This window comes from Pediococcus siamensis, from assembly GCF_047220215.1.
Classification (GTDB): Bacteria; Bacillota; Bacilli; order Lactobacillales; family Lactobacillaceae; genus Pediococcus; species Pediococcus siamensis.
The window spans coordinates 415,585-431,356 of sequence record NZ_CP178375.1 but is presented as its reverse complement, the minus strand read 5'-3'; the positions used below and the strand labels follow the sequence as shown (position 1 = coordinate 431,356).

Below are 15,772 nucleotides of genomic sequence, written 5' to 3'. Positions count from 1 at the left end.
TTGAATGAATCTTTGCAAAGGAGGTCAATACAAAATGAATGAAAGACCAAAATTGGATGATAAAACTAAAAAAGAGAAAATTAGAAAGACGATCCTATGGGCATTAGTTGTTATCGCAGTATCCTGGATTGCTTCCTTTACTCACTATAATGTTTGGGCATCCCTATTTCAGGCAATCGTTACCTTCTTTGCATTAAGAGAAGTCTTAAAAATCTAGAAGATGTGTAAATTAAAACCCCAATCCTTCCTCCCAAGGATTGGGGTTTTTAGTATCTGTCAATCATTTGTAAACACTTATTATGCGTGGTTCAAACTCACAAAACCAGTTTTAAACTGTCATTGTAATCGCCTTTTCGACAGGAATGGCGATTTTTTGCTGTCCGACACGGATAATCCCACCTGCTTTAGTTGCTTGAACCGTTAAAACATTGTCCTTCACGTGAAGTTCGACATAATCTCCACTTGCACTCAATGGCAGTTTGCCTTGAAAATCACCTAGCAACTCCAATTGAGGCTTTATCTCGAAGGTTTGATAACCTGGTTGCGTTGGTTTTAACCCGATTAGATAGCGTCCGATAAGGTATAATGGACTGGCTCCCCAGGCATGGCAAAGGCTCTTTCCATACTTATCACCGTACATGGCATATCGAGCAGCGCCCTTCTCTGCTGGATCAAAGTACTCCCAAAACGTTGTGGCGCCGTTATTTAACATACCACCCCAATAAGCCTTGATTGTCGCTAACACTTGATCATAATGCCCCATCTTAGCAAAGGCTTCTTGTTCCCAGAATTTAAAGTAAGGGGTCTTAATTTCCGGGATCTCTGGATTCATCAATACTCGCTGGACAAGCTGTTTAGCTTTGGCGTCATCCACATAGCCAAACAAAATCGCAAAAATATTTGCGTGTCGTGTCACATGACGTTTTTTTGATTCATAACTATCTATATAAGCTTGCTGCGTAGGATCCCAGAAATACCGGTCGATATTTTCCCGCAATTTCTGGTAATGCCGTTCATACTTTTGTGCATCTTGATTTAAGAGCTTCGATACACGAACCATACTTTGCAGGGCGCGCGCCAAAACCATTTGTTCAGCAGCCAGCGGTCCCTGGTGGTCAAAGTCGGCCCAATCAATATAGATCCAATCTCCTTTGCGTTCCCGAATAAAGCCGTGCTCATCCGTGGCTTCCAGAGAAAAGTCCATTAACCGTTTTAATTTTGCATACACATTCTGAACAAAATGTTTATCCGCAAACGTGTCGTAATACAATTCAATACTTATTATCCAGTACATCGAATAATCAACAATTGTGTCGAGGTGCTGTTTAATATCTAGTTCGCCGCGTAATCCTAATAAAGTGCGTTCCACAATTTCTTTATCAAAAAAGTCGTATCGGTTCATGTAGAAGCATTGAAACGCATCCCCGGCCCACACCCAGCGGTCCCGTTTAACGCCGTCAATAAAGAAAATGCCAGAGCACAAGCGTAAAGTCCGATCAGAGACTTGCCATATTTTAGTAAGTTGCTCATCATGTGACGAAAATTTGGCAATGCGCGGAAATTCAAGCGATTCGAAATCCACTTCCAGTATGCCTAAATCTTCCATTTTAGAAATTTGGGGGAGGTAAATATAGCGAAAAGCCCGCAGCTTAGTTACAAAAACTGCTTTTTGGGTATCATAATGGCCAAATGGATCGTCTTGTGCTTGAAGCGTGTGTTTTAAGTAGGTATCTTGAACATCCAAAGCTTCAGTTCGGCTTTCACCATAGCTGATGGTGACTTGTTGAAAGCCATTTTTGAACTTAATGCGCGTTCTGGCCGTGAGATCATGGCCAAAATCTAATAATACACCACCATTCACCGATTCAATTTTTTGAGGTTGGCGAATTTCGTGATGATAATCCACTTCCATCGGATTTTGGTCTGCTTGTCGGAACAGACTACTCGTCCCAACGCTGACTGGTTCACCCAGAAAATTGGATGCTTGCCAATTTTCGTCACTCTGCACCTGCTGTCCGTCAAGATAGGCACAAGGCAAACCTGCCAGATTAGCCACATAAATTTCAATCCGATACTTACCAGCTGGGCACGTAACTGCCGCCGCAAAAGCAAATTTAGTCTCTTTTTGACTATCAAGATCCACAAATTTCCCGTAACCTTCCCCTTGAACGCGGACCGAAAAAGTCTGCGGTGTCGCAAAAGAAAAAGTTCGTGAAAAAAATACGTTGTGATTCCACCCAGATGTGTACCAGTATGCGGGCCACTTCATCCCGCGTTCCTCACGATCCAAGTTTTGTTTCATGGCTTGATAAATTTCAAAATCACCATGATACCAGATCCATTTTGCCATTCCTATCTCGTCCCCTCTCTGATTATGTGTCCTCTCTTTAATTAAAGCACTTTCTGATTTATGGCGCAATATTTTTCAACAAAAAAAGAGCTCGTTAAAAAACACGAACTCTTTAAAAATTACCTTTTAATCTCCACTAAACCATTCCGTTAGTTGATCCGGATTGTTCATTTCACGGTCTTCTAACCGTTTAGCAATCGTAATTAATTTTTTATCATTAACCAGCTTCACAAACGCCTCGACATCTTTCACAAGCTTTAGTGAAGCTGGATCTATTTGCCCAGGTGCAGCGGTCTGCAGCTCACGGTCAGCAGACGTGACAATTGTACTTCGATACAACGTCTTTAGCATTTTATCTGCCAACTGAGTTTCCAACAAACGTTTTTTTGCCTGTACCGCTTGCAGATCTTGTGAAACAAAATGATAAGCATACTGCTGGTCCTTGATCACAACGGTTGCGATTAAATGTTTATACATGTGCCAAGCTCCCCTCTCACACAATTCAAACCCATTCAAGTGTATTATGTGAGATTAAGCCAATTCTTGTCAACCAATACTCTCTATTTTCTGGCTTACAGTGGTCTATACATCATTTGGGGGGACTCTAAAAAAATCTAACCCGCTTTGATTAACTGCAAAATTGCCTGTTTCGACTTGGCATTGCGTAGCTGACTCACGAATTCGGGATGGGTTAATAATTTAGCTGTATTGGAAAGGTACTTCAAATGCGCACCACTATCATTTTCTGGAATCAAGAAGGAAATGATCGTATCCACAGGCTTTTGATCGAATGTTTGCCAAGCTACTGGCTGTGCGAGTTTGACAATTAACATGGCCGAATGATGGATAGTGGCATCCTGTGCGTGTGGAATCGCAATCCCATCCTGCATGCCAGTCGAGCCCTCTGCCTCACGTTTCTGATATTTGGCTAGTACTCTACTTGCATCGTCAGCCAGACCATTTTTGACCGCCGTTTCAGCTAAATACTTTAAAACCGCGTCTTGATCTGCTGCAGTCACTTCTAATTCAATATTTTGCAGTGCTAAGATTTCTCCAGGATCAAACGTTTTGTCCATCGTTGCCGGAGCTTTTTTGACCGGTGTTTCCGGTGTGGCAGTCGTTTCACCAGTTAAGACATCAAACGAGCCCGCGTTATCGGCCACCGCATGTTTTTTGGCCTGACGACCAGCGACGATCGCTAACAACACACCGGAAACCAGCGCGCCAATCACAATCCACAGAACCCATAAGAATGGATGGATTACTAACGGTAAAATGATAAAACCGCCATGCGGCGCAGGAACTTGAATTCTTGTGACATACGTTAAAATTGCGGCAATCGCGGAACCTACCATAAATGAAGGAATATTTAACAGTGGATTCTTAGCCGCAAAGGGAATTGCGCCTTCTGTGATATGGGTTGAACCCAACAGAAAATTAACATACCCCGCGCTGCGTTCATTGCTTGAATACGCTTTGGGATTGAACAACACGGCAAATCCGGTAGCTAGTGGTGGCGCGATACAAGCTGCCGAAACACCGGCCATAAAATAAAAATTACCTTGAGCTAATAATGCGGTGCCCGTTAAGTACGCTGCTTTATTAATTGGGCCCCCGAAATCAGACGCCGCCATCACGCCAATAATCAATCCTAGGAGAATCGGGCTGGTATTTTCCATTCCCTTTAGAAATGTCATCATTCCGGTATTCAAATCTTTCATTGGTAGAGAAATGAAGTACATGATCATTCCAGAGATCAGGACACCTAAAACGGGATAGAGGAAAATAGCTTTCAATCCTCGAAATTGTTTATCTGGTAGCGGTTTCAAAATATGCTGTAATAAAATAATTGTGTAACCTGCCAAATAGCCGCCGACAATGGCCCCTAAAAAACCGGTTCCGGTGTTAAAAGCAATCATCCCGGTTGCAAATCCCACTACCAATCCCGATCGTTTACTGATGGCTTCCGCAATGTAGGCACATAATACCGGAACCATTAGATTCATGGTCGTCGAACCAATAGTGTTTAAAAGATAGGCTAAATAATTATACTCACTACTTTTAGGATCGGCTGAATTAATTCCCCAGAAAAAGGAAACCGCCACTAGCACCCCACCAGCAACCACTAACGGCAACATATGGGAAACACCGTTCATTAATGATACATAAATCGAATTCCACAAACTGCTGCCAGATTTGCTCGTACCACTATCAGATTTGGCTTTTTCTTTAACTGCTTGGCTCTTATAAACGGGAACTGATTTGTCATTTAAAATACGATCCACAAGTTTGTCTGGTTCCCGAATACCTTGCGCAACGGGAACGCGAATTAATTTCTTGCCTGCGAACCGATCCGCATCAACATCAATATCAGATGCCACAATGACACCACTTGCACCATCAATCTCCGCTTGGGTTAAAGGATCATCCACACCAGTTTGTCCATGGGTCTCTACTTTAATAGTGACTCCCAATTTTTTTGCGGATTGTTCCAAAGCTTCTTGAGCCATATAAGTATGTGCGATTCCAGTTGCACACCCGGTTGCCGCAATGATTTGATATTTTCCCATCAGTTAGTTCCCCCATTCTTCAATTAATTTCACCTGAATTTGTTTTTCAAGTTCAGGTACCCGTTTAAAATCCGTAATCCATGATTGAAAAGCTGTATCGCTGCCCGCCGCTAATGCTCGACGTAGGTTTTCTTTTGCACCCTTCTTCGTTATTAACCCACCCAAGAAGGTTCCTAACATGGTATCGCCGGATCCTGCGGTGTTCACGACTGTTCCTTTCGCGGCATTACCATAGAAAACCTGCTGGTGATTCATGAATAACGCGCCCTCACCACCTAACGAGATCAAGACGTTTTCAGCACCCTTGGTCACCAAGGTTTTGCCTAGTTCAATCAACTCGTCACGTTTAGGAATTGTTGTTAAGCCAAACCAGCTTGCGAGTTCATGGTCGTTAGGCTTGATAAGGTAAGGATGATACATTAAAGTTTCCATGACTTCCTGATAACTGGTATCCAAGACTAATTTAAATCGCCGTTCCTGGGCTATTTGTGCAATTTCAACAAGAATCGTGGGTGCAATTCCTTCTGAAAAACTGCCTGACAGCGAAAGGATGTCCGTTGACTCCAAACCACGAAGGATCGTCAAAAGTGCCTCAATTTGCTCAGGATCTGCGCGTGGTCCCTTATTAACCAACTTATATTCTTGGTTTTCATCTTGGACATGGGTAAACACATTAATCCGGGTAGGAGCCTTTACATGGACAAACTCATTTTTTATCCGAGCGGCATTCAGCACCTCTTCAATATAATTCAGCGTAAAACCACCGCCAATTCCTAATGCACAGTTTTCAATCCCTAACCGTTTTAAAATAAAGGAGACATTTACGCCTTTCCCATTCGCTTGAATTTCATAATTTTCTGTCCGGTTTACCACATTTGGTTGCATTGCTTTCGTATCAATGAACAAGTCGATAGCCGGATTTAAAGTTAATGTATAAATCATCTGCTTGCACCCCTCTTATTCTTTAGATTTAGAATACCATGCTCACAAATGTAAATGTTTTCAAAACATGCTATTATGAATGCAGGCTTGAAAAATTCTTTACAAAATGGGGGTTATCTTGTGCAACCAGCACTCAGCACGTCCGAAAAATACCTTTGGCAGTATGTTCAGGAGCATGAAACCGAGATTGTCAACAATTCAATTGTGGAACTCAGTGAAAAAGCAAATGTCTCAACGGCCACAATTGTGCGTACAATGAAAAAGATGGGCTACTCCGGCTACACCCCTTTTCGTCAAGAAATCATTCAAAAGTTAGCGGACAAAACGCACCACAATGATATTTTGAAGGACACCGATCACGAAATTCGAACGGCCATCCTTAAAAATCAATATGAGGTAGATAACACCATCCAGAACTTAAATATTGGCGTCATGGAAGATGCCATTCAAAAGGTTAATAATGCCAAGCATATCTACATTTTTGCGCGGGGACTTTCAAAGTTGATTGGCGAAGATATCCTACTTAAATTTGAGTTGTTGCGAAAAGACGTTCAGCTTCATGACGATCCTAATATCATTAAGACCCTAAGCAAACAAATTACGGGTAGCGACACTGTGGTTCTTTTCTTAACGTTAAACGGCAATACTCCTGAATTAGTGAATGCGGCTCAATCTTTAGCACATAATGAAGTGACAACCATCACGTTTACCTGTAATAACGCGGGTCAAATTATTCCTTACTCTGATCTGATCTTTTTAGGTGTAAAATCAGCGGAATCGTACTTTCCCAAATACGAAATCCGCTCACGTTTGCCACTCCAGATCTTAACGCGGATCTTTTTAGACGCTTTTGCCATCCGGATCCAACGCCATCATCTCTAAAAAAAAGGGTCTACACTTTCTGGTATTGGTGAATAACTGATACCAGTTTTTATTTTGAAAAAAAAAAGGACATTTGCCCTCTTTGTGTTACGATTTAATCGCCTAATAAAATCGAAAAGAGGAAAAACAAATGTCCCTAACTAATTCTATCCTAAGCCTATTCGAAATAACAGACCCTAATTTAACTGTAACTGAGATTACTAAGGAACATTATCCCAATGGGCAACACGTTCATGTCGTTCACGCTATCCTTTCCTATCAACTTTTAAAATGTCCTCATTGTGGCCATAAATCTCTAATCAAAAATGGAACTCACATTGGCCATCTAAGATTGGGAACCTTATCAGGTGGACGTTATGAGATGCAGCTAAAACGACAAAGATATCAATGTAAACGGTGTTTAAAAACCTGTGGTGCTCAAACTAACCTCGTTAAACGTAATGAAACTTTTACGCATAATGTGAAACATCAAGTAATTGTTCTGGCTCGGGATATGCTGACCAGTAAAGAAATCGCTAAGATTTGTGGGATTTCACCAAGTAGTGTTCAACGCATTTTAAATGCGAATATTCACTTAGCTTATCGTGTTAAAACACTCCCCCAAAATCTTTGTTTTGATGAATTCCGTTCCTGTAATCATCTAATGTCCTTTAACTGTTGCGATGCCGTTAGTCATCGCCGCATTGTGATTCTTAAGGATCGCCTTAGTAAGGATATCATTGATTACTTTGAAGCTCGCTATTCAGTTCAAGAACGTATGAAAGTTCAAACAATCACCGTTGATATGAATGCTGAGTATGCTGGCTTTATTCATCGGTTATTTCCTAAGGCAATAACCATCATTGACCGTTTCCACATTATTCAACTTGCCGGTCGGGCACTGGATAACGAACGTACACGTGTGATCCATACTTTTCAAGATAAGCATTCCCGAGTTTATCGCATTCTAAAATCTCAATGGCGTTTGTTCCATTTGGCAGAAGAAAAGGTCAATGATACTAAACTTATCTATTTACACGGTATCAACGAATACATGACCCAACAGAACGCCATTGACCTAGCCTTAGATGAATTTCCAGAATTTAAAACTGTGTATCAAACCTATCAAGGAATTCTAACAGCCATTCAACAAAAAGATGCGGTTGGATTTAAAACCTTGATTGCCAACTACAAGGCGGCTGGCAACCAAATGGATATTACTATCTCAACTTTAATAAAGAATGGTCCTGCTGTTCTCAATAGTTGTCGTTATCCGTATTCCAACGGTCCTATTGAAGGACTAAATCGTAAAATTAAGGTGTTAAAGCGTAGCTGTTTTGGTTTTCAAAATATTCATAACTTTTTCATTCGTATCAGTTTAATTTATGCGTAAACAAAAAAAGCACATTCACCGAAGTGAACATGCTTTTCAAAAATCTCCACCAATACAATTTGACAGAGACCCACAAAAAAAGCACATTCACCGAAGTGAACATGCTTTTCAAAAATCTCCACCAATACAATTTGACAGAGACCCAAAAATCTCCACCAATACAATTTGACAGAGACCCATTTATTTTTAGAGAACTTCTAAGCCTGCATCTGCTGCACGTTTGCGATAAGTCTCAAGCTCATCTTCGCTCGCACGTACAAAATGCTCTGGAGAAATCTCAACCATTTGTCTTTTCTTCCCGTCAAATTCAGGGGAAGCGTCATAAACCATCTGTCGACGATTACGTTCGAATTCTGGGTCGGGTTGGGGAACCGCAGAAACCAAACTTTCGGTATACAAATGAAGAGGATGATTATAAACTTCTTCAGCTGGTCCAATTTCCAATAGCTTACCGTAATGCATAACCCCAATGCGGTCACTAATGTACTTAACCATTGAAAGGTCATGAGCAATGAACAAGTAGGTTAAGCCCTTTTGTTCCTGAAGTTCTTTCATCAAGTTCACAACCTGTGCTTGAATCGAAACATCCAAGGCTGAAATTGGTTCATCAGCAATGATAAAATCTGGTTGTACCGCTAAAGCGCGCGCAATTCCGATTCGTTGCCGTTGTCCACCAGAAAATTCGTTAGGATAACGACTGGAGTGGTCACGGTTTAACCCAACTGTTTCAAGTAAGTCCTCAACTTGGTTAGTCCGGTCTTGATCATTCTTAGCTAAATGGTGAATATCAATTCCTTCGGCGACGATATCTTTAACCTTCATTCGCGGATTTAAAGAAGCATAGGGATCTTGGAAAATCATCTGCATTTCTCGCCGAAAAGCCATCATGTCTGATTTACTTTTCAATGAAGCCACATCACGACCATTAAAAATAACTTGACCATCGGTTGGGTCCAACAAACGGATAATGGCTTGACCAGTTGTGGTTTTTCCAGAACCAGACTCGCCAACTAATCCAAAGGTCTCACCTTTATAAATATCAAAGGAGACATCATCAACCGCACGGACTTCATCTTTTTTACCAACATTAAAGTATTGTCTTAAATGTTTTACTTCTAAAATTTTCTTTCGTGTATCCATGATTAGCCTCCTTTACTCACCAATTGCGTCGTCGTCATCGTTACCAAAGCGCGTATTCCCAGTTGAGTGAATATGACCTTTGTTAATCGTCCCTTCTTCGAGACGCTGCTTGTAGACCTCTTGACGCCGTTTGATTTCTACTGGAGGTTCAACATGAGGAGCATACGGATGCAACAACCACGTAGCGGCATAGTGCGTATCCGAGACTTTGAAGAACGGTGGCTCTTTTTGCTCATCAATCTTCATAGCGTAAGGATTACGTGCCGCAAACGGATCACCAGCAGGCGGATCCAATAGGTCTGGCGGCGTACCTGGAATAGACTCCAGTTTTCCTTTAGCTGTATCCAAAGTGGGCATGGAGTTCAAAAGTCCCCATGTATATGGGTGTTGTGGATTATAAAAGATTTCGTCAACCGTGCCATATTCGACAATTTTTCCCGCGTACATTACGGCAACACGGTCAGCCATTCCGGCAACCACGCCTAAATCATGGGTAATGAAAATAATTGAAGTGGAAATTTTTTCCTGCAATTCCTTCATTAAGTCCAAAATTTGTGCCTGAATAGTCACATCCAAGGCAGTCGTAGGTTCATCAGCAATAAGAATCTCTGGATAGCACACTAAGGCAATCGCAATGACGATCCGTTGACGCATCCCACCTGAAAATTGGTGCGGATAATCATTAATCCGTTCCTCAGCATTGGTAATCCCAACTAGTTTGAGCATCTCCAAAGCTTGCTTGTTAGCCTTCTCCCGACTATAGCCTTTATGAATACGTAAAGGCTCTGCAATTTGTTTACCAATCCGCATTGTTGGATCAAGTGACGTCATGGGATCTTGGAAAATTTCGGCAATATCTTTTCCTCGAATGTCTTCTAGTTCTTTTTGAGACATTTTTAAAATATCTTTTCCATGAAACTTAACGGTTCCTTCAACCACCTCGGCATTATTGGCAAGCAAGCCCATAACGGTCTTTGTTGTAACCGTCTTACCAGAACCTGACTCCCCAACGATAGCTAGTGTCTCACCTTTTTTTAAATGAAACGAAACATCACGAATTGCCTTAACCGTTCCTGCATAAGTATGGAAGTCAATGGTTAAATCTTTTACTTCGAGAATATTTTCTTCTGCATTTTCCATTGTCTCTTCCTCCTATCTACGCGCTGTCCGCGGATCAAATGCATCCCGCAAACCATCAGCAAGAATATTGAAAGCAATCATGATTACAGAAAGCATAATTGCGGGATACCACATTTGATATGGCAAGAACTGGAAGTTCTTTTGTCCATCACTAATCAACGTTCCTAGTGAAGCTGTTGGGGCTTGAATCCCGATACCAATGTAACTTAGGAATGCTTCGAAGAAAATAGCTGACGGAATTGTAAACATGGTTTGAATGATAATCACACTTGATAAGTTAGGCAGTAAATGTTTTAGCGCGATCTTAAACGTGGATTCACCAAGTGTCCGAGCAGCCAAAACGTATTCCTGAGATTTTAGCTGCAGTGTTTGGGCACGCGTTAAACGCGCCATTGTGGTCCACCCGTTAAAGGCAATCGCTAGGATAATTGGTAACATCCCACCTTTTAAAACCAGCATTAACAGCACCATGATAACAATATTTGGGACGGAAGAAATGACCTCAATAATCCGCTGGAGGACAATATCGGTCATTCCCCCTTTCCAGGCCGAAATTACCCCGTACCCGACCCCCACAATTAAATCAATCAGGGTCGCAAAAAGTCCGATCAACAATGATACCAAAGTTCCTCGAAGAATACGTTGTGCTAAGGAACGACCCAAGTAGTCAGTTCCCAAAGTATAATGCACATTACTTGGAACATTATTTTGTTTGTAGGCATCCACACGTTTGCCGGCAACAACTGATGTCCCATTAAATCCATTAATATTTACACCAGGAATTTTAGGTGGTAAATTTGCATAATTTGGATGAGAGGTATTCGGATGTGAAGCTGTTAATGGAGATGTAAACGCAATGATCCCAATAACAACTAAAATCCATAAACAAACATAAGAAGCCTTATTTTGTTTTAAACGCCGCCAAGCATCTTGAATAAAAGTTCGCGAAGGCGCCACGATTTTTTCATCATCTAACGCTTCTTTTTTGGAAACCGGCTCGAAAGCATCCGGAGCCAAATTCATTTTTTCTTCCATTTATTTACCCCTCTTTCCCAGTAATTCTGATTCGTGGATCAATGATTCCATAAACCAAGTCTGTTAAAAGTAAGATTGCACACAATAATGCAGAATACAGGATCGTGACACCCATGATCGTTGGGTAATCATTTACCAAAATTGATTTAACAAATTGTTCACCAATACCAGGCACAGAGAAGATGTTTTCAACAACCATTGATCCTGTCATGATAGCCGCAGTTAACGGTCCAATAACAGTAACCAGCGGAATTAAACTATTCCGCAAAGCATGGTGCCAAACAATTCCCATTCGACTGAGCCCTTTTGCACGTGCCAATTCAATGTAGTCGCTCCCCAAAACATCGACCATTTCGGTACGTACAAAACGTGAAGTTTCAGCAAATGGTGAAACCGCCAGTGCTAAGGTTGGGAGTACGGTATATGAGAAACCGCCCCAGTCTGCAATTGGGAATAATTGTAATTTTAGACCTAGATAATATTGAAGTAAGATAGCTAAAACGAAACTTGGAATTGAAATTCCTAAGATGGAAATAAATGTTGAAGTTCCATCAATCCAAGTGTTTTTGCGAATGGCGCTAATTGAGCCCACAATAATTCCGACAAAAACACCGACGATCATTGCTTGGCCACCTAATTGCATGGATGGTCCAATTCGGCTGGAAATCAAGTAAGAAACTGGTTGGTCACTGAACTGGAATGATAACCCAAAATTCCCATGAGCAGCATCCACAATGTAGCTCACATATTGCTGCCAAACTGGTTTATTCAAGCCATAATGTTCATAAATTACTTTAATTTGTTGTGGAGTTAACTTAGCCTGATTATTCAACGGTGTCCCGGGCATCAGCTTCATCAAGAAGAAGGTGATACTTGCAATTAAAAACAGCGTTAATGCCAAGTAAAAAATTCTTTTTCCTAAATATCTTGCCATTAATATTCCTCCCTATCATTTGTTTCTCAAACCACTATGGCCTTTATAACAAAGGGGTAAGAGCCAGCCGTTACGCGAACTCTTACCCTTCTGTCCAAAATTAACGCTAATTTATGGAACTTTATTTTGTCAAATGCAAATTCTTATAATCGAAGTTAACACCGGCACTGTTGTAAACAACGCCCTTCAACTTAGAGTTCCAAAGTTGTGATTGAGCTTGCTGGAAGACTGGAGCGACGCCTTGTTCGTTCATCAAGATCTTTTCAGCTTGAACCATATCATTCCAACGTTTTTCAGGATTAGTTGCATCCGTCGTATTTGAAGCTTTGATCAGCTTGTCGTACTGCTTGTTGCTAAAGCCACCATTGTTCTGAGCATTTCCGGTTACAAAGAGTTGTAAGAAGGAAATTGGATCAGAGAAATCGGCACCCCAAGCAGAAAGGACAACATCGAACTTACCGTTTGATGAGTTTGTTAAACGTGTCTTAAATGGTACGTTTTGAAGACTAACTTTCACATTTGGAATTTTTTCAATCTGTGATTGTAAGAATTCGGTAATTTGCTTTGTTGAAGCTGTATCATCACCAAGAAGAGTGAATGATAAACTGGATTTGCCTTCTTCTTTCAGACCTTCTGCCATTAACTTCTTCGCTTCTGTCAAGTTCTGTGTAACAGCTGACTTAACTTCTGCTTCTGAAGCAAAATCTTCACCGGTCTTAGGATTGCTTGCTAAACCAGTTGAAACCAGTCCCTTAGGGTTCCCAGAACCATCTGCTAAAACTTTACCCGTCAATTGTTTCCGATTGATTGCTAAAGAGATAGCTTTACGGATCTTAGCATTTTGGAAAACTTTTTCTTTCTTCATATTATATTGTAAATAGAACATTGAAGACTTTTTTCTTAAAATGTAATCCTTGTTGTTCTTGTATTGAGCAACTTGGTTTCCTGTGATGTTAGCCACGTCAAGTTTCTTACTGTTGTAAAGGTTCAAACCAGTGCTGGCATCCTTGACAACTTGATAATGGATAGAATCCATCTTGACATCTTTTTTATCCCAGTAATTGTTGTTCTTTTCAAGTTTCCAACTTAAATTGGTTCCGGTCCAGCCGACTTGTTTGTATGGGCCATTGTATACTAACTTGTCTGAAGCTGTGCCGTACTTAGAACCATACTTTTCAACAACTTTTTGATCCTGTGGGTAGAATGTTGGGAAGCCCATAAGGAGCTTGAAATATGGAATTGGACGATCAAGTGTAACCACTAACTTATAATTGCCCTCTGCTTTAATCCCAAGTTGCTTGTAGTTAACCTTACCTGCCATAATCTTATCTGCATTCTTAATTCCGGAGAACAAGTATGCATATTCAGAAGCAGTCTTCGGATTAACTGTACGTTGCCAAGAATAAACAAAATCCTTAGCTGTCACAGGATCACCATTACTCCATTTTGCATTTTTACGAATTGTAAATGTCCAGGTCTTACCATCCTTAGACTCTTTCGTACTTGTGGCTAATGCATTGTGGACCGAACTCTTTTTACCCAAACGGTAAAGGCCTTCTTGCGTATTACCTAATTGCGTAAAACCAACAACATCTGTGACCTTGGATTGATCCATTGTTGCAATCTCAGCACTTTCTTCAAAGTTCACCGATTGCTTGGAAGAACTACTATCCTTGGAACCACACGCAGCCAATGCGAATGTTGAAGCTAGCGCGACCACTCCAACCTTCACAGCTGATTTAACATTCATAATTATTTCCAACCCCTTTGTGAAATCTTAACTGACTTCATTGTGTGTACTTTCTTAACAAAAGTTGTTTCCATTATATATTAGAAGAAGATTAAATTCAATCGCTTGTTCTAATTTTATCGTGAATAACCGTTATTTTTTCCGTAAATCACAAGTTTAAAAGGTCGGGAATCCCTTAATGTATGCGGTTTATGTTACAAAATTTAAATTACTCACAAATTACTCATCGCTTTTGGATAAGTACACTCAATTGGGGTTAAATAAGCGAAATAATTCTGGGTCTACACTTTCTGGTATTGGTGAATAACTGATACCAGTTTTTATTTTGAAAAAAAAAAGGACATTTGCCCTCTTTGTGTTACGATTTAATCGCCTAATAAAATCGAAAAGAGGAAAAACAAATGTCCCTAACTAATTCTATCCTAAGCCTATTCGAAATAACAGACCCTAATTTAACTGTAACTGAGATTACTAAGGAACATTATCCCAATGGGCAACACGTTCATGTCGTTCACGCTATCCTTTCCTATCAACTTTTAAAATGTCCTCATTGTGGCCATAAATCTCTAATCAAAAATGGAACTCACATTGGCCATCTAAGATTGGGAACCTTATCAGGTGGACGTTATGAGATGCAGCTAAAACGACAAAGATATCAATGTAAACGGTGTTTAAAAACCTGTGGTGCTCAAACTAACCTCGTTAAACGTAATGAAACTTTTACGCATAATGTGAAACATCAAGTAATTGTTCTGGCTCGGGATATGCTGACCAGTAAAGAAATCGCTAAGATTTGTGGGATTTCACCAAGTAGTGTTCAACGCATTTTAAATGCGAATATTCACTTAGCTTATCGTGTTAAAACACTCCCCCAAAATCTTTGTTTTGATGAATTCCGTTCCTGTAATCATCTAATGTCCTTTAACTGTTGCGATGCCGTTAGTCATCGCCGCATTGTGATTCTTAAGGATCGCCTTAGTAAGGATATCATTGATTACTTTGAAGCTCGCTATTCAGTTCAAGAACGTATGAAAGTTCAAACAATCACCGTTGATATGAATGCTGAGTATGCTGGCTTTATTCATCGGTTATTTCCTAAGGCAATAACCATCATTGACCGTTTCCACATTATTCAACTTGCCGGTCGGGCACTGGATAACGAACGTACACGTGTGATCCATACTTTTCAAGATAAGCATTCCCGAGTTTATCGCATTCTAAAATCTCAATGGCGTTTGTTCCATTTGGCAGAAGAAAAGGTCAATGATACTAAACTTATCTATTTACACGGTATCAACGAATACATGACCCAACAGAACGCCATTGACCTAGCCTTAGATGAATTTCCAGAATTTAAAACTGTGTATCAAACCTATCAAGGAATTCTAACAGCCATTCAACAAAAAGATGCGGTTGGATTTAAAACCTTGATTGCCAACTACAAGGCGGCTGGCAACCAAATGGATATTACTATCTCAACTTTAATAAAGAATGGTCCTGCTGTTCTCAATAGTTGTCGTTATCCGTATTCCAACGGTCCTATTGAAGGACTAAATCGTAAAATTAAGGTGTTAAAGCGTAGCTGTTTTGGTTTTCAAAATATTCATAACTTTTTCATTCGTATCAGTTTAATTTATGCGTAAACAAAAAAAGCACA

The 15,772-nt window shown here is 40.5% G+C and carries 13 protein-coding genes; 4 read left to right on the top strand and 9 right to left on the bottom strand.

All coding sequences use genetic code 11. The features are described from left to right. The first annotated feature begins 34 nt into the window (after positions 1-34). Entirely contained in the window at positions 35-217 is a 183-nt protein-coding gene (locus ACLJJ6_RS02045; protein WP_412989803.1) for a hypothetical protein, read from the top strand. A gap of 111 nt (positions 218-328) precedes the next feature. On the opposite strand, the gene ACLJJ6_RS02040 is transcribed toward ACLJJ6_RS02045, so the two are convergent. From ACLJJ6_RS02040 to pfkB, 4 genes are all read right to left on the bottom strand, one after another. Further along, positions 329-2,350: a GH36-type glycosyl hydrolase domain-containing protein gene (locus tag ACLJJ6_RS02040; RefSeq protein WP_412989802.1), complete on the bottom strand. Its 2,022-nt coding sequence runs from the start codon at positions 2,348-2,350 to the stop codon at positions 329-331. 126 nt (positions 2,351-2,476) lie between these two features. Then, the gene (locus ACLJJ6_RS02035; RefSeq protein ID WP_412989801.1) at positions 2,477-2,827 is read right to left on the bottom strand and encodes a hypothetical protein; all 351 of its coding nucleotides are present in this window, start codon (positions 2,825-2,827) and stop codon (positions 2,477-2,479) included. A gap of 137 nt (positions 2,828-2,964) precedes the next feature. Continuing rightward, on the bottom strand, positions 2,965-4,920 hold the full coding sequence (locus tag ACLJJ6_RS02030; protein ID WP_412989800.1) for a fructose-specific PTS transporter subunit EIIC: 1,956 nt from the start codon (positions 4,918-4,920) through the stop codon (positions 2,965-2,967). A 3-nt stretch (positions 4,921-4,923) separates the two neighbouring features. Then, complete coding sequence (gene pfkB / locus ACLJJ6_RS02025; protein WP_412989799.1) at positions 4,924-5,862, bottom strand: 1-phosphofructokinase; 939 nt, start codon at positions 5,860-5,862, stop codon at positions 4,924-4,926. Between the two features lie 120 nt (positions 5,863-5,982). Here pfkB and ACLJJ6_RS02020 point away from each other — a divergent pair, with 120 nt between their 5' ends. Continuing rightward, positions 5,983-6,744, top strand: a complete 762-nt coding sequence (locus ACLJJ6_RS02020) for a MurR/RpiR family transcriptional regulator (RefSeq protein WP_412989798.1) — start codon at positions 5,983-5,985, stop codon at positions 6,742-6,744. 130 nt (positions 6,745-6,874) lie between these two features. Then, a complete protein-coding gene (locus ACLJJ6_RS02015) occupies positions 6,875-8,116 on the top strand; it encodes an ISL3 family transposase (RefSeq protein WP_412988180.1) in 1,242 nt (413 codons plus the stop codon). 186 nt (positions 8,117-8,302) lie between these two features. On the opposite strand, the gene ACLJJ6_RS02010 is transcribed toward ACLJJ6_RS02015, so the two are convergent. From ACLJJ6_RS02010 to ACLJJ6_RS01990, 5 genes are all read right to left on the bottom strand, one after another. Next, positions 8,303-9,259 (bottom strand): ABC transporter ATP-binding protein, encoded by a 957-nt coding sequence (locus ACLJJ6_RS02010; RefSeq protein ID WP_412990410.1) that lies wholly within the window; start codon positions 9,257-9,259, stop codon positions 8,303-8,305. A 9-nt stretch (positions 9,260-9,268) separates the two neighbouring features. Then, positions 9,269-10,396, bottom strand: coding sequence for an ABC transporter ATP-binding protein (locus ACLJJ6_RS02005; protein WP_412989797.1), 1,128 nt, complete (start codon positions 10,394-10,396; stop codon positions 9,269-9,271). Positions 10,397-10,408: 12 nt separating this feature from the next. Beyond that, positions 10,409-11,431, bottom strand: coding sequence for an ABC transporter permease (locus tag ACLJJ6_RS02000; RefSeq protein WP_412989796.1), 1,023 nt, complete (start codon positions 11,429-11,431; stop codon positions 10,409-10,411). 4 nt (positions 11,432-11,435) lie between these two features. Then, on the bottom strand, positions 11,436-12,365 hold the full coding sequence (gene opp3b / locus ACLJJ6_RS01995) for an oligopeptide ABC transporter permease (protein WP_412989795.1): 930 nt from the start codon (positions 12,363-12,365) through the stop codon (positions 11,436-11,438). A 121-nt stretch (positions 12,366-12,486) separates the two neighbouring features. Continuing rightward, complete coding sequence (locus tag ACLJJ6_RS01990) at positions 12,487-14,115, bottom strand: peptide ABC transporter substrate-binding protein (protein WP_412989794.1); 1,629 nt, start codon at positions 14,113-14,115, stop codon at positions 12,487-12,489. A 401-nt stretch (positions 14,116-14,516) separates the two neighbouring features. Here ACLJJ6_RS01990 and ACLJJ6_RS01985 point away from each other — a divergent pair, with 401 nt between their 5' ends. After that, on the top strand, positions 14,517-15,758 hold the full coding sequence (locus tag ACLJJ6_RS01985; RefSeq protein WP_412988180.1) for an ISL3 family transposase: 1,242 nt from the start codon (positions 14,517-14,519) through the stop codon (positions 15,756-15,758). Positions 15,759-15,772: the final 14 nt, after the last annotated feature.

What these genes read in the sequence shown, in the direction of transcription:
- opp3b (WP_412989795.1), bottom strand. Translation starts at nt 12,365, where the DNA reads ATGGCAAGATATTTAGGAAAAAGAATTTTTTACTTGGCATTAACGCTG.
- ACLJJ6_RS02035 (WP_412989801.1), bottom strand. Translation starts at nt 2,827, where the DNA reads ATGTATAAACATTTAATCGCAACCGTTGTGATCAAGGACCAGCAGTAT.
- ACLJJ6_RS02005 (WP_412989797.1), bottom strand. Translation starts at nt 10,396, where the DNA reads ATGGAAAATGCAGAAGAAAATATTCTCGAAGTAAAAGATTTAACCATT.
- ACLJJ6_RS01990 (WP_412989794.1), bottom strand. Translation starts at nt 14,115, where the DNA reads ATGAATGTTAAATCAGCTGTGAAGGTTGGAGTGGTCGCGCTAGCTTCA.
- pfkB (WP_412989799.1), bottom strand. Translation starts at nt 5,862, where the DNA reads ATGATTTATACATTAACTTTAAATCCGGCTATCGACTTGTTCATTGAT.
- ACLJJ6_RS02045 (WP_412989803.1), top strand. Translation starts at nt 35, where the DNA reads ATGAATGAAAGACCAAAATTGGATGATAAAACTAAAAAAGAGAAAATT.
- ACLJJ6_RS02015 (WP_412988180.1), top strand. Translation starts at nt 6,875, where the DNA reads ATGTCCCTAACTAATTCTATCCTAAGCCTATTCGAAATAACAGACCCT.
- ACLJJ6_RS02030 (WP_412989800.1), bottom strand. Translation starts at nt 4,920, where the DNA reads ATGGGAAAATATCAAATCATTGCGGCAACCGGGTGTGCAACTGGAATC.
- ACLJJ6_RS02000 (WP_412989796.1), bottom strand. Translation starts at nt 11,431, where the DNA reads ATGGAAGAAAAAATGAATTTGGCTCCGGATGCTTTCGAGCCGGTTTCC.
- ACLJJ6_RS01985 (WP_412988180.1), top strand. Translation starts at nt 14,517, where the DNA reads ATGTCCCTAACTAATTCTATCCTAAGCCTATTCGAAATAACAGACCCT.
- ACLJJ6_RS02040 (WP_412989802.1), bottom strand. Translation starts at nt 2,350, where the DNA reads ATGGCAAAATGGATCTGGTATCATGGTGATTTTGAAATTTATCAAGCC.